Consider the following 24,092-nt stretch of genomic DNA (forward strand, 5'->3'; position numbering starts at 1 on the left):
AAAAAATTGCGGTCTGCTGTACGTTTTAGCCAATCTGTATGTTAAAGAAAAGTGTTTTGTGAATCTGTATTCCTCCCCCCAAAATCCGTGAAGATAAAGTCTCTGGCAAGGTGAGGAGGTAGAGGATGGAATTTCATGAGAACAGGGCAAGACAGCCATTTATCGGTTTCGTATTGCTGGCACGGTTTGTCAAAAAATGGTGGCTTCAGGAGCAAACGCGCAGAGCTTTGCAGAAAATGAGCGACGAACAGCTGAAAGATATCGGCCTGCGTCGGGATCAGATCAATTAAAAAGTGCGGTTTTTTTCAGGCATCACTTCTTCTTTGCCCCGGTAAGCGCTGGCGACGCCGGGGAAACATTCACGAAATTTATCAATTGATGCGACGCGACCTTCCGTTTCTTGATACTTACCCTGATAAGTATTATTTTCTTCTCAACAATGAGAGGAAAAGCTGTGACTGAAGACGAACTGTTTGCCCGCCGCCCGCTGGGGATGCGGATGGCCATGGTGGTGCGCCAGTGGCGCGCGATTATTGACTCCGCTATCACCGATACGGGACTCACCCAGTCCAGCTGGACGGTGCTGATGCAACTGCATCAGTTGGGGGACAACGTCTCGGTCAGCGAACTGGCGGAGGTGCAGGGGATTGAACTGCCGCCGCTGACGCGCACCCTCTCATTACTGGAAAAGCAGGGCTATCTGTTGCGTTCCACATCGCCATATGACAAACGCATTCGCCTGCTGACGCTGACCGCCGAGGGGCGGGCTATTCTGGAAAAACTGAGCCGCGTGATCGAGACCTATCAGGAGCGCGTAACCCAGACCATCCCGGAGGCCGACCTCGTCACCTTCAGCGCCACGTTAAATCAAATCGCCTGCCGTTTGCGGAATATCCGCGAAGAAGATAACAAGATCTAACACACTATGATGACGCCTGAACAAAAATTTGCCCGCTGGGTACGGGTGAGTATTGCCGCTTTTCTGGGAATATTCGCCTGGTTTATCGTTGCCGATATCTGGATCCCGCTGACGCCGGACTCCACCGTCATGCGCGTGGTGACCCCGATTTCGTCGCGGGTCTCCGGCTATGTCTCGCACGTCTACGTGCATAACAATAGCCAGGTGAAAAAGGGCGACCTGCTGTATGAGCTCGACCCGACGCCATTCATTAATAAAGTTGAAGCGGCACAGATCGCCCTTGAACAGGCGAAACTGAGCAACCAGCAGCTGGACGCGCAAATCGCCGCCGCCCGCGCCAACCTGCGCACCGCGCAGTACACCGCCCGTAACGATAAGGTCACGCTCGATCGCTATCAGCGCCTGAGCACCATGCAGAACGTCTCGCAGTCCGATCTCGACAAGGTGCGGACCACCTGGCAGACCAGCGAGCAGTCGGTCTCGGCGCTGAACGCGCAGATCCAGAACCTGCTGATCCAGCGCGGCGAGCGCGACGATAAGCGCAACGTCACCCTGCAGAAATACCGCAACGCGCTGGAGGAGGCGCAGTTGAACCTGGCCTGGACCAAAGTGCGTGCGGAAACTGACGGCATGGTCAGCAACCTGCAGCTTAACCCGGGGATCTACGCCACCGCGGCGACGGCCGTGCTGGCGCTGGTCAACAACAATACCGATATCGTCGCTGACTTCCGTGAGAAGAGCCTGCGCCACACCGCGGTAAACACCGATGCGGCGGTGGTTTTTGACGCCCTGCCGGGGGAAGTTTTCCCGGCGCACGTGACCAGCAGCGATGCCGGGATTCTGGCGGGGCAAGAGGCGGTTAACGGGCAGCTGTCGCAGCCGGAACAGTCCACCCGCTGGGTGCGTGATGCCCAGCGAATGCGCATTCACGTCGCGCTGGATCAGCCGCTGGCGAAACCGCTGCCGACCGGCGCCCGCGCCACGGTGCAGCTGTACAATAGCGAGGGACCTTTCGCCCGCACCTTCGCCGGCCTGCAGATTCATCTGGTGAGCTGGTTGCACTATGTCTATTAATACCCTGGCGCACGTCTTTACCCCGCACGGCAATATCGTCTACACGGCGAATGATTTTCGCCAGACGGTGCGTATCGCCGTGGCCGGGACCATTGCGCTCAGCATCTCCACCTTCTACGACGTGCAGTACGGCGTATTTTTTGTGGTGTATCCGCTGATGCTGATGTCGCTGGTGCCGGTGTTCAACCGCCACGTCGCCCGCCAGTTTGTGTTCAGCGCGGCGGTGAACTGCGTCGAAATGGTGCTGATTGTCGGTTATTTGTCGCAATGGCCGGTGATCATGACGCTGGTGGTGTTCGCCCTGTACGTGATGCGTTTTCGCTTTATGAGCCAGGGGCCGCTGTTTCTGCTGGGGTCGATGGGGGTGGTGTGTCAGAGCACGATGCTCAACTTTATGAGCTACCCGACCAGCAACTGGCACACCCTGATGTTCTCCAACATGGAAGCGTGCGTGCTGGCGGTGGCGCTGAGCGCGCTGCTGCATTACCTGATCCCGGACGTCGAACCGCGCAAGCCGCCGCCGCGCATTGAAAAAGACGCCGCCCGCATCCGCCACGAGTCGCTGCTCTCCGGCACGGTGGCGACGATCATCTTCGTGGTGTTTCAGATCTGCGATCTCAGCGACTCGCTGTCGGCGCTGATGGCCGGGATCCTGATCCTGTTCCCGATGCACTATCGCGGGGCGGTGATCAGCTCGATCTGGCGCGTGGCGGGGGTGGTGCTGGCCTGTCTCTATATTCTGGTGGTGCAGCTGATTATCTATGACTTCAGCAATCACATGATCCTGATGATGCCGCTGATTGGCCTCGGGCTGGCCTTTAGCGCCCGCCTGCACGTGATGGAGAAAGTGGGCGCCGGGGTGGGCTTCGCCAGCATTACCACCATCGGCATTATGTTTGGCCAAAACCTGCATCCCTATCAGGATCTGGTGTTCAGCGATCTGTACCGCATCACCTCGGTGACGGTCTCGCTGGTGGTCACGCTGACCCTGGTTTTTCTTATGCACCGTCTGCTGAACTGCTTTGCGGCGACGCGCTTTGTGGTAAGCGATTAACCTGCCGGTGGGAAGGTGGCGAGACAGCGCCACGCCTCCCCGTCCTGCTGATATAACGCCGCCGTCTGTTCCGGGACGATCCAGGCTCGCGCGTCGGCTTCCGTCCCCTCAAGCAGGATGCACAGCCCGCAGCCGCTGCGCAGCTGGCGGGGAATATCTTTGACCTCGAAGGTCATTCCCGCCGCCTGCAGGGCTTTGCGCGTTCGCACCACTCCCACCGTGGAATGAAATAAAAACAGAAACGTTGTCATCCGCGCCTCCGCTGGCGCTGGCCGATCAGCGCCGCGCCGATCGCCCCGGCGAACTGGGCGTCGGGATGGGTTGTCACCGCCATGCCGACATGGCTTTCCAGCATGCGGGCAAAGGCGGCGCAGTGGCTGACGCCGCCGGTAAACAGCAGCGGCCCCTGCGCTGATAAGCGGCCGATAAAGTTCGCGCTGCGCCGGGCCATGGCGTTAATCACCCCCGCCAGAATCGCCTCCGGCGCGACTCCCGCCGACCGCAGGCTGATGACTTCCGATTCGGCGAATACCGTACACATGCTGGTGATGGCATGCGGTTCCACGCCGTCGGTAATGGCGTCCAGCTGTTCGACGCTGGCGCCGAGGGTGCGTGAAATGACCTCCAGAAAGCGGCCGGTGCCGGCGGCGCATTTGTCATTCATCAGAAAGTCGCTGAGGTTGCCCCCGGCATCCAGCTGGATAACCTTGCTGTCCTGGCCGCCGATATCAATCACCGTGCGGGTGTCCGGTGCCAGCAGGCGGGCGCCGAGACCGTGACAGGAAATCTCCGTCACCTGTTTATTGGCGAAATCTACCAGCTGGCGACCATAGCCGGTGAGGGTTAAAAAGGGCGTTTCCGCGAGGCCAGCGCGCAGCGTCTCCCAGGCCTCATGGATGGCGTCGGCGGGGCGAAAGGGGGTCGGGCAGAGGAAACGACGCGTAACCACCCCGTCCGCGAGCAGGATGCCTTTCGTGGCAGTGGAGCCGGAATCAATACCAACCGTGTAGATCACGCGTGCTCCTTATAGCATTTCGATAAAGGCGGCGACGCGAGTGCTGAGCTGGCCGAGGTCCGCTGTCGAATAGTCGGTTTCTATCGCCATATAAGGAAGGTCGTGCTGCTGGCGGAGATGGCGTTTGATGGCCAGCGATTCCACGGCATAGGTATGGCAGGCCTGCAGAATGACGTCGATCACCCCGTCGGCCTGGTACTCCTCCACCATCTGGCTCAGCAGCTGCAGGCGCTGGTCGTTGGGGGAAATACAGGAGCAGCCGATGGCGAGATATTTGTCGGTTAAGGCGTCGTAGACGTCGCCCTCTTCCGCCACGCAGCGCTCGGTGGCCTTCGCACCGGTGCAGTTTTCATAGCCTACCACCCAGCCGCCGTTTTCTTCGATGGCGCGAACCACTTTCTCCGCCGCGCCGCCGATCGGGCAGCCGGTGATCAGAATGCGCGGGCGGGATGCCAGCCGTTTACCCTGCCGCCACTCCTGACGGATGCGCTCCGCCATGGCGTTGAGCTCGTCAATCAGCGCGGTTTTGTCGAAGCGGAAGGTGGCGCCGTACACCACTTTCAGGATGTCGCCGCCGCTGAGCGCCGGCGGATTGAGCTGCCCGAGACGATAAAAGTGGGCCAGCGCCCGGCGTTCACGGTTTTTCAGCACGATGGCTTCACGCAGCGCCGCCTCGCTAATCGGCGCGCCAAACCGCGCCTCAATCACCTGCTGCAGGCGCAGGATCTCCGCTTTCCACAGGGCGCGGGAGGCTGCGTCGCTGGCGCTGTTCGGCAGCTGCATCACGTGGACCGCCTTGAACTCGGCCATATACTCGTACATTTTCTTTTTGCCGTCGCAGGTGGTTTCCCCGACCACCAGGTCAGAGAAATAGAAGTAGGGGCATTTATCGGTTTTGCCGAAGCCGTAGCTGCTTTTGATTAACGGGCAGAGGTTGCGCGGCAGATCTTTTTCCGCTTCCTCGATGGTTTCATCGGAGGTGGAGCACAACGAGACCACCACGGCCCCCGCCGCCATAGCGATCTCCTGAGGCATAAAGGTGCAGTAGGTGCCTACCAGCGGCACGTTCTGCTCTTTAAGATCCATGACGGTGAGAAAGCCCTTCTGGCGAGCTTCCGAGAACTGGTCAAAAATGGCGGGTAGATCGGTGATAAGCGACATGGTTTCCTTCCCCGTACACGGGAGATGCTGAAAGAGTCGCCATTATAACCCTGTTGATTGTGTGCTTTTATTGATCTCCTGCGTCTGCGCGCGGCGTTAATAGACCTTCTTTAAATCCATCTCTTCCTGGATCCGCTCGCTCCATGCCAGATGGGTGCGGATGGCCTCTTCGATACCGGCGTTGTAAAACAGCGGCCCCAGCTCCTGGGCGATAAAGTCGACAAAAAATTCGGCGTCAAACTGCTCCAGCTCGAGGTTAAACGTCTCTTCGCAGTACTTGCTGAGCCTGTCGCGCAGCAGGTCGCGCTGCGCCGGGCTGAGTTCAATCTCACTCATGATGGGGCTTTCTCCGTAAAAGGGGTCACGACTGCCGGGCTTCAATGACCGCTTGCGCACACTGACGCTGGTGGCGTAACAGTCCGGCGAGGCAGCAGGCGGCGATGAGCCCGGCGGCCACCGCTAACAGGTGGAAGGGTAGTCTCCCGCCATGGAACCACAGCCAGCGCGCGCCTTCAATCGATAAGGCGCTGACGCTGAGGATCACGATATTCAGCGAGGCGGAGACCGTGCCTTTCGGCAGGTCGTTGGAAAAGAGGGTAAAGCGGAACAACGTCGGGAAAATTAGCCCGATGCCGAAGGCGTAGAAGCAGGTGCCGAGCACCGACCACAGCCAGACGTGCGGCCATACCAGATTCCCAACGATCAGGATGGCCAGGCCGAGCATCTGTACCGGCACCGCGCTCAGCACAAAGCGCGGGCGGGTGGGATCTTTTACCCAGCGCGCCACCGACAGGTTGGCGATGATGACGGCGCTGAAGACCGGCACCTGGCTCCAGGCGAACTCGCTGGTGGTCAGCCCGCCGGCGTCCATTAAAATCACCGGCGATACTGCCACCCAGCTCATCAGCGGAATATAGCTCAGCGACAGCGTGGCGGCGCCGAGCAAAAAGATGCGGTTGCGAAAGACGTTGCGAAAATCGCGCAGTACGCCCAGGGGGCTGAACGGCACATCGCCCCGGCGCACCGTCTCCGGCATGGTCAACAGCAGCCCCAGCCAGGCCACCAGCCCCATGGCGGCGATAATGCCGAACAGCGCTTTCCAGTGGATAAAATGCATCAGCGCCGCGCCGGAGAGCGGGCCGACGATCGGTGCCACCAGCACGACGGAGGTGATCACCGCCATCAGCCTGATCGACCTTTTTTCCTCAAAGGCTTCCTGCACGGTGACGTAGCCGACGGTGGCAATAAAGCAGATGCTGGTGCCCTGCACGAAGCGGGCAATCAGGAACTGGGTCATGGAGGTGGTGAACAGCGTCGCCAGGCAGGCGAGGGTGAAAATGAGCGCGCCGGTGAGCAGTACCGGACGCCGTCCGATTCGGTCAGAGAGCGGCCCCAGCAGCCACTGCAGCGCCATGCCGCCGGCCATATACAGGCTTACCGAGGCTGGGGCCAGCGCCACATCGGCGTTAAAATCCCGCACCACGTGGAGGATCCCCGGCTGGATCAGGTCGGTGGTGAGATAGGCGGAAAAATCATACAGAATGAGCGCCGCCGGGAAGAACAGCGCGGCGGCGTGCCGGGTTAGCCAGTGGGTCATCCGGTGCATTATCTCGCCCTCCCTGTGGAATATTTATCAGCGCTATTGTTCAGTTAGTATCATTGCTAACCAATATGCAGATGCAGCAGCGAGGGGATCTGCGAGAGCAGCCACAACAACAGGCCGATAGTTCCCCCCACCAGGGTGCCGTTGATGCGGATGAATTGCAGATCTTTACCGATGTTGAGCTCGATCTGCCGCGACATATCGCGGGCGTCCCAGCTCTTCACCGTGTCGCTGATATGTCGAGTGAGGAAGGCGGCGAACTCCGGCGCCACCCGATGCGCCGCCTGCTCCAGGTGTTCGTTGAGCGATTCGCGCAGCGCGTCGTCGCGGAGTAAGGTTTCACCGAACCACTGGCCGGCCTCGGCGATGCGCTGCTTGATACGCGAGTCGTCGCTGCTGATATCGTTTTTTACCCAGCCGCGCAGGTCGCCCCACACTTCGCCAAGATAGCGGTTGAAGGTCTCATCGTTTTTCAGCCAGGCTTTAATGTTATCGGCCTTCTGCGCCAGTTCCGGGTCGGATTTCAGGTTATCGATTAGCTTTTGCGTCGCGCGGTCAAAGGTCTGGCGGATCTGGTGGGTGCGATCGTGGGTGACTTCGTCCAGTAGGGTATTCACGGCGTCGGTGACCATCTCGGCGCTGTGCTCGCCGAGCCACTCGGTGGGTAACAGCCTGGCCTTCAGCGGATGTTCGGTCTCCAGCCAGTGTACGATGCCGCGGGCGATAAAAGCGCGGGAGCTGTCGCGCTGCAGCAGGGCGATCAGCTGATTTATCAGCGAATCCAGCAGCTTTTGATGGCGGTTGTCGCGGGTCAGCCCCTCCAGCATCATGGCGCTGGTCTGCGTCAGGTCGACCTTATCGATCGCCTTATGCACCGCGCGCCGCAGCAGGCGCTGAATGCGGGCGTCATCGGTCAGTTCGAGAAAACCGCTCATCACCTGCAGCAGGTGTTGGCCAACCCGCCGGGCGTTCTCAGGCTGGCTGAACCAGTTGCCGAGCATCAGCGCTGGTTGATAGCGGCGGATCAGCGCCACCAGCGACGGGGTATCGAGGAACTTCTCCTCAACGAAGCGGCCGAGGTTGTCGGCGATGCGATCTTTGTTGCGCGGGATAATCGCGGTATGGCGGGCGACAAAGGGCAGCGGAATACGGCGAAACAGGGCCACCACCGCAAACCAGTCGGCCAGCGCTCCGACCATCGCCGCTTCGGAAATGGCCTTCAGCGCGCTGACCCACGGCGTCGGCGGCAGCAGCAGGGTGGTGATAAATAGCGCGGCGGCGATCAGCAGCAGCGACAGCGCCAGCAGTTTGGCGCGTTTCAGTTCAGCGAGTTTTTCCATAAACTTAAGCATATAACCTGACGGCGAGGTCGTGCAAAAATCGCCAGATAATCCACAGACCGAACATCATCAGGATCGCCCCCGCCGCCCGCTCGACCCGCCAGACGATAGCGCTCAGGCGGCGCTGCACCTGCGGCAGCGCAATCGCGCTCACCAGCAGTAAATCCCAGAAGAACACCACGCTGACCATCCACAGCCCGCTCACCGTTTGCTGCAGCAGGGTGACCGCCGGCCCCAGCAGGGAAGTCATCAGCGCCAGATAAAACAGCGCATTCTTGGGGTTGAGCAGCGATGACCCCAGCCCCAGCAGTAGCTGCTTGCCGAACCCCGGACGCGATGTGCGAACGCTCTCCACCGCCAGCGCCGCGGGACGGCTGCGAATCAGCAGGCTGCCAATCCACAGTAAGTAGCCCGCGCCCAACAGCTCGATGAGTAAAAACAGCAGCGGCGCCTGGCGCAGAAGTCCCCAGCCAACGATGGCCAGAACAATATACAACGCATTGCCGGCGGCGATGCCTAGACACAGTCCGAGGCTGCCGCGGATCCGGTAGCGTACAGCGTAACCGACCAGTAGAAAAAAATCGGGGCCCGGGCTGAGCAGGGCGACAAAGTGGGACAGGGCTAACGCCGGGAAGGCGGCGGGGAAGAGAGTCGATAAGGTATGCATAGTGGCCTCGATAATGGTGCTGAAGCCACCCTACGCCAGATGGAAAATTACTTATTGTCGGAAATTGATCTGCTGTGCGCATACTGCCGCGGCGTGGCGGCGGTATAGCTGACGAAGGTTTTATGGAAATGGCTCTGATCGGCAAAGCCGGCTTGATAGCTGACGTCGGCGATAGGGTCCCCGGCACGTAAGCGCGTTTTCGCATATTCGATGCGCGCCATATTGATCAAACTGGCGGGCGTCAGGCCGGTATCCTGTTTCACGGCGCGGATAACGGTCTCTTTACGTAGCGCGCTATCGTGGGCCAGCTTATCCAGCGATGGCGGCGCCGGCAGATCTGTCGCCAGGCGCTGAAACAGCAGGGCGCTGGCGTGATGTGGCGCCTGCGGCGCGGCGGCGCACAGCGGCAGCGCGTGCAGGAGCTGCGCCACCCGGGCTGGCAGTTGCTCAATGCGGCCGCGGCTCATCAGGGCGACAATCTGCTGGAAGCAGGCAAAGAGAGGGCTGTCGCGCAGCAGCGGCTGGGACGAAGCCATGCTGACGGTAGGGGGAATATCCGGACGCTGCGCATGGCACCATGCCGCCTCCAGGTACAGCATATGATAGCTGCGCGGCTGGTCACGCAGCGGATTACAGCTATGCGGCGCGTGCGGCGGGATCACGATCAGATCCCCGGGCTGCAGGAGATATTCCTGTCCATTGCACAGGCAGCGCGTTTCACCGTCGATAATCGCCCCCACCGAGAGCTGCGGGTGGCTGTGGCGCTTATAGGCCTGACGGCTGCGCCAGGTGCTGCGCAGCTCCAGCCACGGCAGGCGATCGTCTCGCCAGAAGGTTTGGGGAATATCTCGGGTATGGTTCACCGCATCGACCTTTGCTGAGGGGATAAATCGTTTATAGCATGCTGCGCCGAGGCTGTCGCCCGCCGGGATTTGCGTACCGCGTCGAAAAAGGATGTCGCGCTTGCAGTCCGGGGAAATATGTTTTCGTCGCGGAACGTAAAACTCCGGTTTCCGGGGTGTCAGCGACATTCATGGGAGGTAGAGTCCCTGCAGGATAAGCAGGCAGGGATGAGCCGATGGCAAAGGGCACCACCTCGACGCCGCATGATGCGGTGTTTAAACAGTTTCTCACTCAGGCCGACATCGCGCGTGATTTCCTGGCGATCCATCTACCGCCTGCGCTGCGTCAGCGCTGCGACCTCGATACCTTACAGCTGGAGTCGGCAAGCTTTATCGAGGAGAGCCTGCGGGCCTGGTACTCCGATGTGCTGTGGTCACTCAAAACCGCGTCTGGCGAGGGCTACATTTATGTGGTTATCGAACATCAGAGCTCGCCGGATGCGCAGATGGCCTTCCGCCTGATGCGCTACGCCATCGCCGCGATGCAGCGCCATCTGGATAGCGGTCATACCAGACTGCCGCTGGTGGTGCCGATGCTGTTCTATCACGGAGCGACCACGCCATACCCGTGGTCGCTCAACTGGCTGGACTGCTTTGCCGATCCACCGCTGGCGAGGGAGCTTTATGCCTCGCCCTTTCCGCTGGTGGATATCACGGTGATCCCCGACGATGAGATCGTTCGTCACCGGCGCGTGGCATTACTCGAGCTGATACAGAAGCATATTCGCCAGCGCGATTTAATGGGTATTGTTGAGCAACTGACGACGATTTTACTTAGCGGTGACGCTAATGACAGGCAGATAAAAACGCTGTTTAATTATCTGCTGCACACTGGCAACGCGCGCCGCTTTGGCCGGTTTATCCACAAAGTGGCGCAACGGGTTCCTCAGCACAGGGAGAGATTGATGACCATCGCCGAACGAATACAGGAAGTGGGCCGCAGAAAAGGCAAACGGGAAGGCCGGCAGGAGGGACAGCATGCCGAGGCGCTGCGCATTGCCCAGAGGATGCTGGCCGACGGCATTGCCCGCGAGACGGTGGTGAAAATCACCGGCCTGACCGCCGATGAGGTCGCCGCGCTGGCGCATTGATAACGCCGGGGCGGCCTGACGGTCGCCCCGGTTAGCCACCGTTATGGAATATTCCGGATATACCTAACTTTACCCGCATCGCCAGCCATCTCGACTACCCTTAATATCCTTAACGGCATTTTTGACTGCCTTTATAGCGATAACAAGGAGACATGCGATATGGCCTATCAGACGGTGAATCCTGCGAACAATCAGCTTATTAAAACGTACCCGGCGCACAGCGATGCGGACGTGGAGGCGGCGCTGCGGCAGGCGGATGCGCTCTATCATTCGGCCTGGGCGAAAGGCGATATTGAACCGCGCCTGGCGGTGCTGCATAAGCTGGCGGATCTGATCGACAGCCGGGTGGAAGATCTGGCGAAAATCGCCAGCCAGGAGATGGGGAAACTCATTAAGCAGAGCCGCGGCGAAGTGAAACTGTGCGCGCAAATCGCCCGCTATTACGCCGATAACGCCAAATCGATGCTGGCGCCGGTGAAGTATCCCTCCGAACTGGGTGAAGCCTGGGTTGAGCACCACCCCATTGGCGTCTTACTGGCGGTGGAACCGTGGAACTTCCCCTATTACCAGCTGATGCGCGTCCTGGCGCCAAACCTGGCGGCCGGGAACCCGGTTATCGCCAAACACGCCAGCATCGTACCGCACTGCGCGGAGACCTTTGCCCATCTGGTGCGCGAGGCCGGCGCACCGGAAGGGGCGTGGACCAACCTGTTTATCTCTCAGGATCAGGTGGCGAAGATTATCGCCGACGACCGTGTGCAGGGCGCGGCGCTGACCGGGTCGGAAAAAGCCGGCAGCGTGGTGGCGGCGCAGGCGGCGAAGCATATTAAGAAATCGACCCTGGAACTCGGCGGCAACGATGTGTTTGTGGTGCTCGATGATGCTGAGCTCGAGCGCGCGGTGAAAATCGGCGTCCAGGCGCGGCTGAATAACGCCGGCCAGGTGTGTACTGCCGCCAAGCGGTTTATTCTGCATGAGAACATCGCTGAGTCGTTTCTGACGAAATTTAGCGAGGCGTTTCGCCAGGTAAAAATAGGCGATCCGCTGGATGAAGGCACCACGCTGGGGCCGCTCTCCTCTAAAGATGCGCTGGAAACCTTGAGCAAGCAGGTGGACGAGGCGGTCAAAAACGGCGCCACGCTGCATCTGGGCGGCAAAGCGGTGGCGCGGGAAGGCAACTTCTTTGAACCCACTATCCTGACCGGTATCACCCGTGACAACCCGGCGTACTTCGAAGAGTTCTTTGGCCCGGTGGCGCAGATCTACGTGGTGAAAAACGATGAGGAGGCGATTGCGCTTGCCAATGATTCTCACTATGGCCTGGGCGGCGCGGTGTTCAGTCAGGACATCGAACGCGCCAAACGGATGGCATCCGCCATTGAAACCGGGATGGTCTATATCAACTGGCTGACCGATACCGCGCCCGAACTGCCGTTTGGCGGCGTGAAGCGTTCCGGTTATGGCCGGGAGCTCTCCGATCTCGGGATCAAAGAGTTCGTGAACCAGAAGCTGGTGGTGGTGCGCCGCTAGGCCGGCCATAAAAAAACCTGCCATCCGGCAGGTTTTTTTATAATAGATTTATTGCACTTCGACTTTATCCCAGCCGCTTTTGAACATACAGCTGTCGACTAAGGTCTCCCGCTGATATTCATTCGCGTCTTCTACTGTATAACTTGTTTCAACATCCTGTTTCTTTTGTTTTTTGTCCGTTTTTTCTGAACTGGACCCGGTCACCACGTTATCCGGCGGGAGATCGACCAGGGCCTGCGCTTCACATTCGGTGAGCTTTTTATGCATCTCGGCATCGCTTAAACCCGGCTTCACCCAGGTATACTGAGTGCAGCCGGTCAGCAGCAACGCCAGGCTCAGCGCAGAGAGCGCGGCGAGACGTGATTTCATCAGAAGGTAACCCCGCCGCCTACGTAGGCGCCGTCAATCAGGGTGTGGTTTGGGCGGCCCTCTTTGCCGTCAACGCTCACGTGACGGTAACCCACCTTCAGGGTCAATGGACCAACCGGGGACCAGCTCACGCCGCCGTTCGCTTCAACATAGTTTTTCACGCTGTTGTTCAGGCCGTCGGGCGCGACATACCCTTCGCCAAATACGTGGATGCTGTCGGTCAGGGCCACGTTCACCCCGCCGCCGACCGGAAACGCGACGCCGTTATCGCCTTTTTTCGGTCCCAGATAGATAGCTTTCGCGCCAGCGTTGAGCATCACCGGGCCCACTTCCAGATTGTAACCCGCGCCAACGCCGCCGGTCTGGCTACCGTCATCGGTATTCTTCAGCCAGTGGCTTTCGGCATACAGGCCGGAAGAGGATTTACCCATTTCCATATTCAGGTTGGTAAAATTCTTACCTTGTTCAACGGTAAACCCCATTGCCATGGCGGAACCAGAGACCGCAGTCAGGGCAGCAACAATAAGGATGTTAAGCTTTTTCATGGTTTGCTCCTCGTCATTAAATTTGTCTGAGGGCACCTTAACAATCGATGTTTACCTCTGCAAATGTGACTTACGTCGATTTTTTATGCTGGTTTTGTCAGCGGTGTGTTTTGATAATGTTGTAAAGACGTTGGGTTACGGCGAGGTCAATCATGAAATTTGGTCTGTTTAGCAGAGGTTTAATGGGTGAGCTAAACAGAAACTGAACAGGGCGGGCATTAATTATTAAGGATCCTATTCATTTAGTTTCTTATTATTTCCAAAAGTGTTTCTACTGTTACTTATAAAAACGTTGATTTACATTTTTCGACGCGATGACGACGTTTTGTTCCTGTCTTTGACGATGTGCGGTGAGAGAAGGGGGCCTGCGCCTTAGCGCGCAGGCGGGTAGGTTAGCGTCGTAACCCGGCAAACGCCGCGCGAATTTCCTCTTCCGGCAACTGAATGCCGATAAACACCAGCGTGCTGTGCGGCGTTTCATCGCCCCACGGGCGATCCCAGTCGGCGCTGTAGAGGCGCTGCACGCCCTGGAACAGCAGCCGATTCGGCTCGCCGTCGATCCACAGCATCCCTTTATAGCGCATCAATTGATCGGCGAAGGAGAGCAGCAGGTTTTCCATTACCCGTGATACCTCGCTGATATCCACCGGGTAATCCATCTCAACCACGATTGATGACACGTCGTTTTGCTTCTCGGCCATAAAGTGGAAACGCGGTGTGCTGTTAACGACCTTCTCTTCCAGCATAAAGCCGCTGGTGTTAAACAGCTGGCTTAGATCGATATCGCCATGAATGACGGTATAAATCGGCGCCCGGGCATTGATGCGCGCCAGGCGTTCGCGCAGCTTTTCGGTATCGCCGGCTACATCAGTTTTGGTCAGCAAAATGCGGTCCGCGTAGCCCACCTGCGACTGGGCGATGGTGAACTGATCCATCTGCTGGTCGGCATGGACCGCATCCACCAGGGCGATCACGCCATCCAGCAGATAGCGCTCGCAAAGCACCTCATGGGAGAAAAAGGTTTGGATAATCGGCCCCGGGTCGGCCATGCCGGTGCACTCAATCACCAGCCGGTCAAACTCGATTTCGCCGCGATCGCGGCTGTCGAGGAGATCGAGCAGGGCGTCTTCCAGTTCGTTGGAGCGCGTACAGCAGATGCAGCCGTTGGTCAGGGTTTTGATCTGCGTGGCGCGGTCGCCGATCAGCTGATCGTCAACGGAGACTTCGCCAAATTCATTTTCAATCACGGCGATTTTGAAACCGTGCTGCTCATTCAGGATATGGCGCAGGAGGGTGGTTTTTCCTGCGCCGAGAAAACCGGTGAGTAGGGTGACTGCAATCGGTGCCATTATTGCCTCCATTAACAGCAGCGGACGCCGCCTTTGCCGTCGCCGCCGTAGCGGGCCTGCTGGCGTTCGCGGAAGAATTCTTCATAAGTCATGTACGGCTGATCCGGATGGTTGGTTTGCATATGGGTGACGTAGTTGTCGTAATCCGGAATGCCAATCAGCATTTTCGCCGCCTGACCGAGATATTTTTTAGCCTGACCTAAGTTACCAAACATTGTAAGTTCCAGATAACGAATAAAGCCGGATGGCGACTCGCGCCTTATCCGGCCTACGTTAATGCGCTTGTTTGTAGGCCGGATAAACGTAGCGCTATCCGGCATCAGAGTTAATGATGTGACGAGGTCTTCACACCGCCTTCCGGTACCGGCACGTACGGGGTCTCTTTGTCGGTGCGCACCTTATTGTTGCGCACGTTGAGCCAGGTTTTGATGCCGTAGAAGATGATGCTGTACACCACCACCAGGAACAGGATACTCAGCCCGGCGTTGGTGTAGTTGTTGACCACGATATGATTCATGTTGGCAATCTGCTGCGCGGTCAGCTCGCCGCCGGCGGCGATCTTCTCTTTATACTGCTGAGCCATAAAGAAGAAGCCCTCCATCTGCGGGTTGGTGCTGAACAGCTTCAGGCCCAGCGCCCAGGTGGTGCACAGCAGCAGCCACGCAGCCGGGATCACGGTGACCCAGATATATTTGGTGCGCTGCATTTTGACCAGCACCACGGTGCCAAGCACCAGCGCCACGGCGGCCAGCATCTGGTTAGAGATACCGAACAGCGGCCACAGGCTCTTCACGCCGCCCAGCGGGTCGACCACGCCCTGATACAGCAGGTAGCCCCACAGCCCGACGCAGCCCGCGGTACCGATAATCCCGGCGACCAGCGAGTCGGTTTTTTTCAGGAACGGCACGAAGTTACCCAGCAGATCCTGCAGCATAAAGCGGCCTGCGCGGGTACCGGCATCCAGCGCGGTGAGGATAAACAGCGCTTCAAACAGGATACCAAAGTGGTACCAGAAGCCCATATCCGCCATCGGGATGATTTTATGGAACACGTGGGCGATACCGACGGCCAGAGTCGGCGCGCCGCCGGCGCGGTTCAGTACCGAAGGTTCGCCGATATCTTTCGCCGTCTGCAGGATCTGCTCAGGTGAAATCACGAAGCCCCAGGAGCTGACGGTCGCCGCCGCGTGGACGGTCACTTCTTTCAGCTGCGCGGCGATCATCGCCGCGTTTTCACCGCCCATTTCGTGCAGGTTCGGCATGACGATGCCAAGGCCCGCCGGCGGGGTGTTCATCGCGAAGTAGAGACCCGGTTCGATAATCGATGCCGCGACCAGCGCCATGATGGCCACGAAAGATTCCATCAGCATCGCGCCATAGCCGATAAAGCGGGCATCGGTTTCGTTGGCCAGCAGCTTCGGCGTGGTGCCGGAGGCGATCAGCGCGTGGAAGCCGGAGACCGCGCCGCAGGCGATAGTGATAAACAGGAACGGGAACAGGGCGCCTTTCCACAGCGGGCCGGTGCCATCAATGTACTGGGTCACTGCCGGCATTTTCAGGTCCGGGTTGAGGATAACGATCCCCAGCGCCAGGCCGACGATAACGCCGATTTTCAGGAAAGTGGCCAGGTAGTCACGCGGCGCCAGAATCAGCCATACCGGCAGCAGGGCGGAGATAAACGCGTAGCCAATCAGGGTAAAGGTGATGGTGGTGTCTTTAAAGGTCAGCGCCGGGCCCCAGTAGGGGTCGTGAGCAATAATGCCGCCGAACCAGATGGAGGCCACCAGCAGCACGATACCGATAACCGACACTTCACCCACGCGGCCCGGGCGCAGGAAGCGCATGTAGATACCCATGAACAGGGCGATAGGCACCGTCGAGCAGACGGTAAAGACGCCCCACGGGCTCTCCGCCAGCGCTTTCACTACGATCAGCGCCAGTACCGCGAGGATGATGATCATAATCAGGAAGCAGCCAAACAGGGCGATAGAGCCCGGAACCGGCCCCATCTCCTGCTTGATCATCTCGCCCAGCGAGGCGCCGTTACGCCGCGAGGAGATAAACAGCACCATAAAGTCCTGTACTGCCCCCGCCAGCACCACGCCGGCCAGCAGCCAGAGGGTGCCAGGCAGATAGCCCATCTGCGCGGCAAGCACCGGGCCCACCAGCGGGCCGGCGCCGGCAATGGCGGCGAAGTGGTGGCCAAACAGCACGTAGCGGTTGGTCGGCACATAGTTCAGGCCATCGTTATTAATGACCGCCGGCGTCGAGCGCGTCGGGTCAAGCTTCATCACCTTCTGCGCGATATACAGGCTGTAATACCGGTAGGCGACGAGGTACACGGAAACCGACGCCACGACGATCCACAGGGCACTGACGTGCTCACCGCGGCGCAGGGCGACGACTGAGAGGCAAAATGCCCCGATGATTCCGAGAATCACCCAGGGTATGTGCTTGAGTAGTTTTTTGGTATCCATAGTAAAACCTGGCGTTAATTAGATGAATAATTGGCCGAAGCCGTCTGGTTTTAAGTAAGGGTTAATGGAGGTATTGATTAGCTAGGCTGGCTTCGATCTTGCCAGAACGACGCGCGCGTAAAGTTGGGTAAATCGGTGAGTGGTTGTATAGGGGGTTAAGCGGTTACTGGAGGGGGTAAGCGGTTGGCTACGAAGTGAACAGGGCTGGATTATGTGATTGTGATCACAGGAGATTGTGGCCTGCGACTCTGTTGGTTAACGCTCCTCCCCAACCGGGGAGGAGCAGGCGAGGCCATTACACCGCGACTTCCATGTCCATCATCACCGGGTGGAAACGGCGTTTAAAGTAAATCAGGCCGTGGCCTTGCGGGCTCAGGGTAATATTGCGGATCTCCACCAGATATACCAGGTGGGTACCGATGGTTTGCACCTGGCTAATCTCGCCTTCGAGACTGGCCAGCGAGCCCTTCAGCACCGGCTGCCCGAGCGCGCCGTGCTGCCAGCCGCTGAGGGCAAACCGCTCTTCCATCGTCACCCCGGTCATCCCGGCGAAATGACGGGCCATGATTTCCTGTTCGTGGTTCAGCACGTTGATGCACAACTTGCCGTTGCCCTGAAACACCGGGTTCATCGCGCTGTTGGCGTTGATACACACCATCACCGATGGCGGCGTATCCGTCACCGAGCACACCGCCGTGGCGGTAATCCCGCAGCGGCCGGCTTCGCCTGCGGTAGTGACCACATTCACCGCCGCCGACAGGCTGGCCATGGCATCGCGAAAACGCAGGCGTTGTTCATCTAATTGCATTATGACCTCCCGCTGCGAATTACTTCAGCAGCTTATCCAACATGTTGATATCAGCGTTATTGTGCAGATGCGGCACCGTCCAGCCGTTCTGGTCGTACTCGGACAGGCAGCGGTCGACCATCGCCATCATCTTGTCCATATTGCCGGAGCTCTGCGCCTGGCGCAGACACTGCAAGCGAATCTCATCCTGGCTACCGGAGTAGTTGATTTCATACAGCTCGTGGCGGCCGCCGAATTCGCTGCCGATGGCGTCCCACATCAGTTTGAGGATCTTGATACGTTCAACGTGATCCATACCGTTGGAGCCGCGCACGTATTTCGCCAGATACTGGTCGATCTGCGGGTTGTTCAGATCGCGGGCGCTGGACGGCAGATAAATCAGGCCGCTGGTGACGTTGCGCTCGATGATGTTTTTGATCTTGGCGTAGGCCATCGGGGCCATCACGCGATAGGTCTGCAGCGCGGCGTGATCCGGCAGCCATGCGCCGTTGACCCACGGCGTCGCTTCCGAGCACATGGAATCGCTTAACGCCCAGAACATGTTGCGCCACGCCACAACTTCGCCAAGGTCGGCCTGCACACCGCGGAATTCGAGGGTACCGGTACATTCCAGAGAACGCTTCAGCAGGGCGGTGATAAAGTCCAGTTTCACCGCCAGGCGCACGCAGGCCTGCAGCGGATACATGCGGGCGAAACCGCCCTCCATGGTCCAGCGACGGCAGCGGTCAAAGTCGCGGTAAATCAGCACGTTCTCCCAGGGGATCAGCACTTTATCCATGACCAAAATTGCGTCGTTCTCGTCGAAACGGCTGGAGAGCGGATAGTCGTACGGGGACCCGGTCGCGCCGGCGACCATCTCATAGGAGGCGCGGGAGATAAGCTTCACCCCTTCGGCATCCATCGGCGCGACGAACATCAGCGCGAAGTCCGGGTTCTCGCCCATCACCTGTGCGGAGCCGAAGCCGATCATGTTGTAGTGGGTCAGCGCCGAGTTGGTGGCGACCACTTTCGCGCCGCTGACGATGATCCCGGCATCGGTCTCTTTTTCCAGCTTGATGTAGACATCCTTCACTTCATCAGCCGGCTTGTGGCGGTCGATCGGCGGGTTGACGATCGCATGGTTAAAGTACAGGCCGGTTTCCTGAATGCGGGTGTACCAGTTGCGGGCGTTCTGCTCGAACTGGCCGTAAAACGCCGGGTTGGCGCCCAGCGCGCAGCCGAAGGCGGCTTTATAGTCCGGGGTGCGGCCCATCCAGCCGTAGCTTAGGCGTGACCACTCGGCGATGGCGTCGCGCTGCTGGCGCAGATCGTCGGCGCTTTTCGCCACGCGGAAGAATTTATGGGTGTAGCCGCCGCTGCCGGTATCGGTGCCCCAGCACAGGGAATCCTGCATCTCCGGTTTGTGCAGCGCATCGTACAGTTGCGCGACAGAAGCCGCGGCGTTACGGAAAGCCGGGTGGGTGGTGACATCCTTCACGCGCTCGCCGTAGATATAAATTTCGCGGCCATCCTGCAGGCTTTTTAAATATTCTTCGCCAGTTAACGGGCGTTTCGCGTCGGCGCGGAAATCTTCAGGTTTCATAGGGGCCTCTTCAGTATTTATCGGAAAATAATGTTAAATATATGTTTTGTTTTTGTTGTTTAATTGAAGCGGTTATTGCGCTTGTCGTGAAGGGACGTTTGCGACAACGACGGGTACTTTTCAGGCGGGAGTCAATTTTGTGATCTCTGCAGCTTTTGCCGGCTGGCGCGGCGCTGACCCGACCTGTGGGCCATCGTCCGGCAGGCGCAGCGCCAGCGGGGACTTACGATACCGGTACTTTTTGCGCCCGGTAGCTGCTGGGCGAGCAGCCGACCTGGCGGCTAAAAAAGCGCGCAAAATAAGCGGGATCTTTAAACCCCAGCTGCCAGGCTATCTCATTAACCGCGCTATCGGAAAACAACAGCAGCCGCTTCGCCTCGCGTAGCTGGCGGTCGAATATCAGCCGCTTCGGCGAACGGTTGGCAAAGCGGCGACAGATATCGGTCAGCCGCGATTCGGTCAGGTGCAGCTCCCTGGCGTAATCCGGTACCGTCCAGTGCTGATGGTAGTGGCTGTCGATCATCTGGTTAAAGCGCTGGAATAGCTTCAGCTCGCCGCGCATGCCGCTGGCAGCGTGATCGTCGAGCTTTGCGTTACGCAATAGCAGGGTAAAGACCGCCTGCGCCAGCAGCGCCAGGGTATGCTCGCGCCCCGGCAACTGGGCGGTAGATTCCCGGCGAATCAGCTGCCAGTAGTGCGCCAGCGCCGCCAGCTCGTCGGGTTTATCCGCCAGCGACAGGCAGATCCCCGGCAGGCCGAAGGTCTCCCGCGTGCCGGGATAAAGCACCTCCAGCAGCGGCCAGATGAGTTCTTCGTGCACCGTCAACACGTGACCATCGCTATCGGACTCGGTAATAAAGGCGTGCGGCACCGAAGGCGGCGTTATCACAAACAGCGGCGCCTGCACCGAGTAGCGATGGTCATCAAGCTGCAGCTCAATCTGCCCGGTATCAAGAAAGTGCATCTGAAAATAGCGGTCGTGGCGATGCGCCTGCATGTCGCGGCCAAAAAAGGCCGCCATACGGGCAAACGACTGATAGTGCACCTCTTCGGTACCCAGGCTCTCGTCGTAATCTTTATTGATGTCGATGTTGGCGATGGAATGCTGACACATACCCGCTCCTTAGTGGCCTTTTTGCGCCGCTAAGCCCGGCGCGGCGGCGGCGTCCTCACGCTGGCTCATTGGAATGCGGGTGAGCACCAGCGCGCCGACGATCAGCAGCCCGGCGACAAACCACAGCCCGGAGCTAAAGCTGCCGGTGGTATCGCGCAAAATGCCGATCAACAGCGGGCTGACGGCAGAGCCGACGTTGCCGATGGCGTTGATCACCGCCAGCGCCACCGCGCGCGACTGCAGGCTGATCACCCGATCCGGGGTGGTCCAGAAAATGGCCATCGCGGTAAAGGATCCCACCGAAGCCATAATAATGCCGATCAGCTGGATCAGGCTGTGGTGCGTTGCCGAAGCCAGCAGCCAACCCGCCGCGGCGAACAGGTAGGGCAGGATGGTATGCATCTTGCGCTCTTTGCGCCGGTCGGAGCGGCGACTCCACCAGATCATGCCGAAAATGGTGCAGAACTGCGGGATCGCCGCCAGCAGGCCAATCATGATGTTGCTACTGCCGGTGTTGAAGCTCTGCAGGATCTGCGGCGTCCAGATATTAATGGCGCTGAGGGTATTGGTCAGGCAGAAGTAGGCCAGGGTATACATCAGCACCGCTGGCGTCAGGACTTCGCGCAGCGTGGAACGCGGCGAAGCCGGGACGATCGCCGCATGTTCCCGTTCGCGATCGATCATCGCCTTCAGCGCCTGTTTCTCTTCGTTATCCAGCCAGTTGGCTTTATCCGGCGTGTCGTTGAGGAAGAACCAGGTGACGACGCCAAGCACCACCGATGGCAGGCCTTCCAGCAGAAACAGCCACTGCCAGCCCTTCAGGTTCCACAGGCCGTCGAGCGCCAGAATATAGCCGGAAAGTATCGAGCCGAGCATCATCGTCACCGGCATGGCGATCATAAACAGGGCGTTGGCGCGGGCGCGATGGTAGGCCGGGAACCACCAGGTCAGATAGACGAGGATCCCAGGTAGGAAACCAGCCTCGGCGATGCCGACCAGCATGCGCAGGATGTACAGCGTATGCGGGCTGGTGGCGAACATGGTACAGGTCGAGGCGATCCCCCAGACCACCATGATCCCGGCGATCCAACGGCGCGCGCCAACTTTCGCCAGCATGATATTGCTGGGGATCCCGCACAGTACGTAGGTGACGTAGAACAGCGTCGCCGCCAGGCCGAACATGGTGGAGGTCAGACCGAGGTCTTTGCCCATCGTCAGGCCGGCGAAGCCGATATTAATGCGGTCCAAAAATGAGAAAACAAAGAGAACGAACAGGAAGGTGATCAGGCGGCGGAACAGCTTTTTGATCACCCGGTTTTCTACTTCAACGGCTTTATTATCAGTGTGTTGCAGGGTAGAGGTAGTCATGTTGCGCTCCACATTATCCGTTCAATAGACGGATTTATTGTTATCGGTTGTGGTCGTTGCGGTGTGGGTAAACCGGGCCGCCAGCGCTTCTGCGCCGCGGGCCAGCAGGGTGGTATCGACGCCGACGGCGACGAACAGCGCGCCCAGTTCGAGATAGCGCTTCGCCAGCTGTTCATTGGCCATCAGGATCCCCGGCGCCTTGCCGGCCTGACGGATTTGCTGGATGGCATCTTCAATGGCGGCCTGTACTTCCGGGTGCTGCGGATTGCCGCCGTGACCCATATCGGCGCTGAGGTCCGCCGGGCCGATAAACACCCCGTCCACCCCGTCGACATCGAGGATCTGCGGCAGATTTTTCAGCGCTTCACGGGTCTCAATCTGTACCAGCACGCACATGGCGTCGTTGGCCTGGTGGAGATAATCCGGCACGCGGTTCCAGCGTGAGGCGCGGGCCAGCGCGCTGCCGACGCCGCGGATGCCGGCAGGTGGGTAGCGGGTGGCTCTGACCGCCAGCCGCGCCTCTTCGGCATTCTGCACCATCGGCACCAGCAGTGTTTGCGCGCCGATATCCAATAGCTGTTTGATCTGCACCGGGTCGTTCCACGATGGGCGGACTACCGGCTGGCTAGGGTAGGGCGCGATGGCCTGAAGCTGGGTTAGCACCGTTTGTACATTGTTGGGCGCGTGTTCGCCGTCGATCAGCAGCCAGTCGAAGCCGGCGCCGGCCAGCAGTTCGGCGCTGTAGCTACTGCACAGCCCAAGCCACAGGCCGATTTGCGGACGCCCGGCCTTGAGCGCCGCTTTAAAAGCGTTGTTCATGTTGCTCTCCTCAGACAAAGCGGCAGCTGATGGCGCCCATGTTGCCGTAGTCGACATGGAAGGTATCGCCCTTGCGTGCCGGTACCGGACGGGTAAAGGAGCCGCCGAGAATAATCTGCCCGGCTTCGAGCTGAACATCGTACGGCGCCAGCTTGTTGGCCAGCCAGGCCACGCCGTTGGCCGGGTGATTGAGCACCCCGGCGGCGACGCCGGTCTCCTCAATCACGCCGTTGCGGTACAGCAGGGCGGAGATCCAGCGCAGATCCAGCTCGTCGGGTTTAATCGGGCGGCCGCCGAGGATCACCCCGGCGTTGGCGGCGTTATCGGAAATGGTGTCGAACACTTTGCGCGGGCGCTGGGTTTCCGGATCGATGTTGTGGCAGCGGGCGTCAATAAGCTCCAGCGCCGGAATAACGAAGTCGGTGGCGTTGTAGACATCAAACAGCGTGCAGTTCGGGCCGCGCAGCGGTTTGGCCAGCACGAAGGCCAGCTCGACTTCGATACGCGGCACGATAAAGCGGTCGGTGGGGATATCGCTGCCGTCGTGGAAGAACATATCGTCAAGCAGCGCGCCGTAGTCCGGCTCGCTGATCTGCGAGCTGGCCTGCATGGCTTTTGAGGTCAGGCCGATCTTGTGGCCTTTGAGTACGCGGCCTTCGGCGATCTTCATCTCGACCCACTCGCGCTGGACGGCGTATGCGTCCTCAATGGTGATCGACGGATAATCCAGCGAGATCGCGCGGATCTGTTCACGCTGTTTTTCGGCCTGATTCAGCCGCTGGGCAATCAGGGTTCGGGTCTGTTTATCGAGCATAGAGATTCCTGTGGCATTGTATTGCCGGATGGCGCTTCGCTTATCTGGCCTACAAATTCATGGCCGTTGTAGGCCCGGTAAGCGCAGCGCCACCGGGCAATTTGCACATTATTTAAATAACGCGTGCACGTTGTTCTGTTTGTAGTTCAGCGTCGGGTCGAGCTCTTCCATGGCAAACGACAGCGCCAGGTAGCGACTCTCCATCAGCGCCGCGAAATGGGATTTGATCAGCGCGAACAGCATATCTCCCACGTCCTGACGGCTCTCCAGGCTGCGCCCGGAGCCGATCTTCAGCGTCATATGGACAAAGGCGTAATCCTGCTTGCCGTCGGCCATCTGCCAGGTATCGAGCCAGTGGGCACGGCTGCGGATCCCGCCGATCGGAAAGATGCCGGTGGCGGCCAGCGCCTCGTTGACTTTGGCGAACAGCCCGGGCAGATCGGCCTGCTCGCGGATGTTGTCGGTACATTCGGCGATAAAATGCGGCATGGG

The 24,092-nt window shown here is 59.2% G+C and carries 26 protein-coding genes; 6 read left to right on the forward strand and 20 right to left on the reverse strand.

Annotated features, from left to right (window positions below):
* Window positions 1-125: 125 nt before the first annotated feature.
* The 4 genes from ACLEXF_RS18480 (at window position 126) to ACLEXF_RS18495 (ending at window position 3,047) form a co-directional block, all read left to right on the forward strand.
* Window positions 126-290, forward strand: a complete 165-nt coding sequence (locus tag ACLEXF_RS18480) for a DUF1127 domain-containing protein (protein WP_004204150.1) — start codon at window positions 126-128, stop codon at window positions 288-290.
* A gap of 164 nt (window positions 291-454) precedes the next feature.
* On the forward strand, window positions 455-919 hold the full coding sequence (locus ACLEXF_RS18485) for a MarR family winged helix-turn-helix transcriptional regulator (RefSeq protein WP_004204151.1): 465 nt from the start codon (window positions 455-457) through the stop codon (window positions 917-919).
* 6 nt (window positions 920-925) lie between these two features.
* Window positions 926-1,993, forward strand: coding sequence for an HlyD family secretion protein (locus tag ACLEXF_RS18490; RefSeq protein WP_423265803.1), 1,068 nt, complete (start codon window positions 926-928; stop codon window positions 1,991-1,993).
* Window positions 1,983-3,047 (forward strand): DUF2955 domain-containing protein, encoded by a 1,065-nt coding sequence (locus ACLEXF_RS18495; RefSeq protein WP_004204153.1) that lies wholly within the window; start codon window positions 1,983-1,985, stop codon window positions 3,045-3,047. Before ACLEXF_RS18490 ends, ACLEXF_RS18495 begins: the two co-directional genes overlap by 11 nt.
* Here the strand turns inward: ACLEXF_RS18495 and ACLEXF_RS18500 are convergent.
* From ACLEXF_RS18500 to ACLEXF_RS18535, 8 genes are all read right to left on the reverse strand, one after another.
* On the reverse strand, window positions 3,044-3,298 hold the full coding sequence (locus tag ACLEXF_RS18500; RefSeq protein ID WP_004204154.1) for a DUF3343 domain-containing protein: 255 nt from the start codon (window positions 3,296-3,298) through the stop codon (window positions 3,044-3,046). The two genes, ACLEXF_RS18495 and ACLEXF_RS18500, sit on opposite strands and share 4 nt — an antisense overlap.
* Window positions 3,295-4,062 carry a putative 2-hydroxyacyl-CoA dehydratase activator YjiL gene (gene yjiL, locus ACLEXF_RS18505; protein WP_017899136.1) on the reverse strand — a complete coding sequence of 256 codons (768 nt, stop codon included), beginning with the start codon at window positions 4,060-4,062 and terminating at the stop codon, window positions 3,295-3,297. The genes ACLEXF_RS18500 and yjiL overlap by 4 nt, the downstream gene beginning before the upstream one ends.
* A 9-nt stretch (window positions 4,063-4,071) precedes the next feature.
* The gene (locus tag ACLEXF_RS18510; RefSeq protein WP_049116146.1) at window positions 4,072-5,223 is read right to left on the reverse strand and encodes a double-cubane-cluster-containing anaerobic reductase; all 1,152 of its coding nucleotides are present in this window, start codon (window positions 5,221-5,223) and stop codon (window positions 4,072-4,074) included.
* Window positions 5,224-5,319: 96 nt separating this feature from the next.
* A complete protein-coding gene (locus ACLEXF_RS18515; protein ID WP_004204157.1) occupies window positions 5,320-5,559 on the reverse strand; it encodes a DUF2164 domain-containing protein in 240 nt (79 codons plus the stop codon).
* Window positions 5,560-5,584: 25 nt separating this feature from the next.
* A complete protein-coding gene (gene mdtM / locus ACLEXF_RS18520; protein ID WP_032431187.1) occupies window positions 5,585-6,832 on the reverse strand; it encodes a multidrug efflux MFS transporter MdtM in 1,248 nt (415 codons plus the stop codon).
* Window positions 6,833-6,885: 53 nt separating this feature from the next.
* Window positions 6,886-8,178 (reverse strand): DUF445 domain-containing protein, encoded by a 1,293-nt coding sequence (locus ACLEXF_RS18525; RefSeq protein WP_023319661.1) that lies wholly within the window; start codon window positions 8,176-8,178, stop codon window positions 6,886-6,888.
* Window positions 8,171-8,833 (reverse strand): LysE family translocator, encoded by a 663-nt coding sequence (locus ACLEXF_RS18530; protein WP_049092928.1) that lies wholly within the window; start codon window positions 8,831-8,833, stop codon window positions 8,171-8,173. Before ACLEXF_RS18530 ends, ACLEXF_RS18525 begins: the two co-directional genes overlap by 8 nt.
* A 47-nt stretch (window positions 8,834-8,880) precedes the next feature.
* Complete coding sequence (locus ACLEXF_RS18535) at window positions 8,881-9,696, reverse strand: AraC family transcriptional regulator (protein ID WP_131076826.1); 816 nt, start codon at window positions 9,694-9,696, stop codon at window positions 8,881-8,883.
* A 215-nt stretch (window positions 9,697-9,911) separates the two neighbouring features.
* Here ACLEXF_RS18535 and ACLEXF_RS18540 point away from each other — a divergent pair, with 215 nt between their 5' ends.
* Window positions 9,912-10,826 carry an Rpn family recombination-promoting nuclease/putative transposase gene (locus tag ACLEXF_RS18540; protein ID WP_043522348.1) on the forward strand — a complete coding sequence of 305 codons (915 nt, stop codon included), beginning with the start codon at window positions 9,912-9,914 and terminating at the stop codon, window positions 10,824-10,826.
* A gap of 159 nt (window positions 10,827-10,985) precedes the next feature.
* The gene (locus ACLEXF_RS18545; RefSeq protein ID WP_136023488.1) at window positions 10,986-12,356 is read left to right on the forward strand and encodes an NAD-dependent succinate-semialdehyde dehydrogenase; all 1,371 of its coding nucleotides are present in this window, start codon (window positions 10,986-10,988) and stop codon (window positions 12,354-12,356) included.
* A 48-nt stretch (window positions 12,357-12,404) separates the two neighbouring features.
* On the opposite strand, the gene ACLEXF_RS18550 is transcribed toward ACLEXF_RS18545, so the two are convergent.
* The 12 genes from ACLEXF_RS18550 to ACLEXF_RS18605 all read right to left on the reverse strand — a co-directional run bounded on the left by ACLEXF_RS18550 (window position 12,405) and on the right by ACLEXF_RS18605 (window position 24,089).
* Window positions 12,405-12,725: a hypothetical protein gene (locus tag ACLEXF_RS18550; RefSeq protein ID WP_004204165.1), complete on the reverse strand. Its 321-nt coding sequence runs from the start codon at window positions 12,723-12,725 to the stop codon at window positions 12,405-12,407.
* On the reverse strand, window positions 12,725-13,270 hold the full coding sequence (locus ACLEXF_RS18555) for a YfaZ family outer membrane protein (protein WP_004204167.1): 546 nt from the start codon (window positions 13,268-13,270) through the stop codon (window positions 12,725-12,727). Before ACLEXF_RS18555 ends, ACLEXF_RS18550 begins: the two co-directional genes overlap by 1 nt.
* A gap of 392 nt (window positions 13,271-13,662) precedes the next feature.
* Window positions 13,663-14,619, reverse strand: a complete 957-nt coding sequence (gene yjiA / locus ACLEXF_RS18560; protein ID WP_017899128.1) for a GTPase — start codon at window positions 14,617-14,619, stop codon at window positions 13,663-13,665.
* 11 nt (window positions 14,620-14,630) lie between these two features.
* Window positions 14,631-14,834, reverse strand: coding sequence for a YbdD/YjiX family protein (locus ACLEXF_RS18565; protein ID WP_002887451.1), 204 nt, complete (start codon window positions 14,832-14,834; stop codon window positions 14,631-14,633).
* 110 nt (window positions 14,835-14,944) lie between these two features.
* Window positions 14,945-17,095: a carbon starvation CstA family protein gene (locus tag ACLEXF_RS18570; RefSeq protein ID WP_004204173.1), complete on the reverse strand. Its 2,151-nt coding sequence runs from the start codon at window positions 17,093-17,095 to the stop codon at window positions 14,945-14,947.
* Between the two features lie 295 nt (window positions 17,096-17,390).
* Window positions 17,391-17,903, reverse strand: a complete 513-nt coding sequence (locus ACLEXF_RS18575; protein WP_017899127.1) for a 4-hydroxyphenylacetate 3-monooxygenase reductase subunit — start codon at window positions 17,901-17,903, stop codon at window positions 17,391-17,393.
* A 19-nt stretch (window positions 17,904-17,922) separates the two neighbouring features.
* The gene (gene hpaB, locus ACLEXF_RS18580) at window positions 17,923-19,485 is read right to left on the reverse strand and encodes a 4-hydroxyphenylacetate 3-monooxygenase, oxygenase component (RefSeq protein WP_002887473.1); all 1,563 of its coding nucleotides are present in this window, start codon (window positions 19,483-19,485) and stop codon (window positions 17,923-17,925) included.
* Between the two features lie 223 nt (window positions 19,486-19,708).
* A complete protein-coding gene (hpaA, locus tag ACLEXF_RS18585; RefSeq protein ID WP_004204176.1) occupies window positions 19,709-20,599 on the reverse strand; it encodes a 4-hydroxyphenylacetate catabolism regulatory protein HpaA in 891 nt (296 codons plus the stop codon).
* Between the two features lie 9 nt (window positions 20,600-20,608).
* A complete protein-coding gene (hpaX, locus tag ACLEXF_RS18590) occupies window positions 20,609-21,967 on the reverse strand; it encodes a 4-hydroxyphenylacetate permease (RefSeq protein ID WP_057213291.1) in 1,359 nt (452 codons plus the stop codon).
* A 21-nt stretch (window positions 21,968-21,988) separates the two neighbouring features.
* Window positions 21,989-22,786 carry a 4-hydroxy-2-oxoheptanedioate aldolase gene (gene hpaI, locus ACLEXF_RS18595; protein WP_101839055.1) on the reverse strand — a complete coding sequence of 266 codons (798 nt, stop codon included), beginning with the start codon at window positions 22,784-22,786 and terminating at the stop codon, window positions 21,989-21,991.
* 10 nt (window positions 22,787-22,796) lie between these two features.
* The gene (gene hpaH / locus ACLEXF_RS18600; RefSeq protein ID WP_004204180.1) at window positions 22,797-23,600 is read right to left on the reverse strand and encodes a 2-oxo-hept-4-ene-1,7-dioate hydratase; all 804 of its coding nucleotides are present in this window, start codon (window positions 23,598-23,600) and stop codon (window positions 22,797-22,799) included.
* A 108-nt stretch (window positions 23,601-23,708) separates the two neighbouring features.
* Window positions 23,709-24,089 (reverse strand): 5-carboxymethyl-2-hydroxymuconate Delta-isomerase, encoded by a 381-nt coding sequence (locus tag ACLEXF_RS18605; protein WP_017899124.1) that lies wholly within the window; start codon window positions 24,087-24,089, stop codon window positions 23,709-23,711.
* Window positions 24,090-24,092 lie beyond the last annotated feature (3 nt).

The sequence above is a fragment of the Klebsiella pneumoniae complex sp. WS1778 genome, assembly GCF_049472055.1.
In the GTDB taxonomy this organism is placed as follows: Bacteria; Pseudomonadota; Gammaproteobacteria; order Enterobacterales; family Enterobacteriaceae; genus Klebsiella; species Klebsiella quasipneumoniae.

Coding starts and splice junctions, on each gene's coding strand:
- hpaX (WP_057213291.1), bottom strand. CDS start 21,967: ATGACTACCTCTACCCTGCAACACACTGATAATAAAGCCGTTGAAGTA.
- ACLEXF_RS18605 (WP_017899124.1), bottom strand. CDS start 24,089: ATGCCGCATTTTATCGCCGAATGTACCGACAACATCCGCGAGCAGGCC.
- hpaI (WP_101839055.1), bottom strand. CDS start 22,786: ATGAACAACGCTTTTAAAGCGGCGCTCAAGGCCGGGCGTCCGCAAATC.
- ACLEXF_RS18490 (WP_423265803.1), top strand. CDS start 926: ATGATGACGCCTGAACAAAAATTTGCCCGCTGGGTACGGGTGAGTATT.
- hpaH (WP_004204180.1), bottom strand. CDS start 23,600: ATGCTCGATAAACAGACCCGAACCCTGATTGCCCAGCGGCTGAATCAG.
- ACLEXF_RS18510 (WP_049116146.1), bottom strand. CDS start 5,223: ATGTCGCTTATCACCGATCTACCCGCCATTTTTGACCAGTTCTCGGAA.
- ACLEXF_RS18545 (WP_136023488.1), top strand. CDS start 10,986: ATGGCCTATCAGACGGTGAATCCTGCGAACAATCAGCTTATTAAAACG.
- hpaB (WP_002887473.1), bottom strand. CDS start 19,485: ATGAAACCTGAAGATTTCCGCGCCGACGCGAAACGCCCGTTAACTGGC.
- ACLEXF_RS18565 (WP_002887451.1), bottom strand. CDS start 14,834: ATGTTTGGTAACTTAGGTCAGGCTAAAAAATATCTCGGTCAGGCGGCG.
- ACLEXF_RS18555 (WP_004204167.1), bottom strand. CDS start 13,270: ATGAAAAAGCTTAACATCCTTATTGTTGCTGCCCTGACTGCGGTCTCT.
- yjiA (WP_017899128.1), bottom strand. CDS start 14,619: ATGGCACCGATTGCAGTCACCCTACTCACCGGTTTTCTCGGCGCAGGA.
- ACLEXF_RS18530 (WP_049092928.1), bottom strand. CDS start 8,833: ATGCATACCTTATCGACTCTCTTCCCCGCCGCCTTCCCGGCGTTAGCC.
- ACLEXF_RS18515 (WP_004204157.1), bottom strand. CDS start 5,559: ATGAGTGAGATTGAACTCAGCCCGGCGCAGCGCGACCTGCTGCGCGAC.
- ACLEXF_RS18570 (WP_004204173.1), bottom strand. CDS start 17,095: ATGGATACCAAAAAACTACTCAAGCACATACCCTGGGTGATTCTCGGA.
- ACLEXF_RS18575 (WP_017899127.1), bottom strand. CDS start 17,903: ATGCAATTAGATGAACAACGCCTGCGTTTTCGCGATGCCATGGCCAGC.
- ACLEXF_RS18550 (WP_004204165.1), bottom strand. CDS start 12,725: ATGAAATCACGTCTCGCCGCGCTCTCTGCGCTGAGCCTGGCGTTGCTG.
- ACLEXF_RS18495 (WP_004204153.1), top strand. CDS start 1,983: ATGTCTATTAATACCCTGGCGCACGTCTTTACCCCGCACGGCAATATC.
- ACLEXF_RS18540 (WP_043522348.1), top strand. CDS start 9,912: ATGGCAAAGGGCACCACCTCGACGCCGCATGATGCGGTGTTTAAACAG.
- ACLEXF_RS18480 (WP_004204150.1), top strand. CDS start 126: ATGGAATTTCATGAGAACAGGGCAAGACAGCCATTTATCGGTTTCGTA.
- ACLEXF_RS18500 (WP_004204154.1), bottom strand. CDS start 3,298: ATGACAACGTTTCTGTTTTTATTTCATTCCACGGTGGGAGTGGTGCGA.
- ACLEXF_RS18525 (WP_023319661.1), bottom strand. CDS start 8,178: ATGCTTAAGTTTATGGAAAAACTCGCTGAACTGAAACGCGCCAAACTG.
- hpaA (WP_004204176.1), bottom strand. CDS start 20,599: ATGTGTCAGCATTCCATCGCCAACATCGACATCAATAAAGATTACGAC.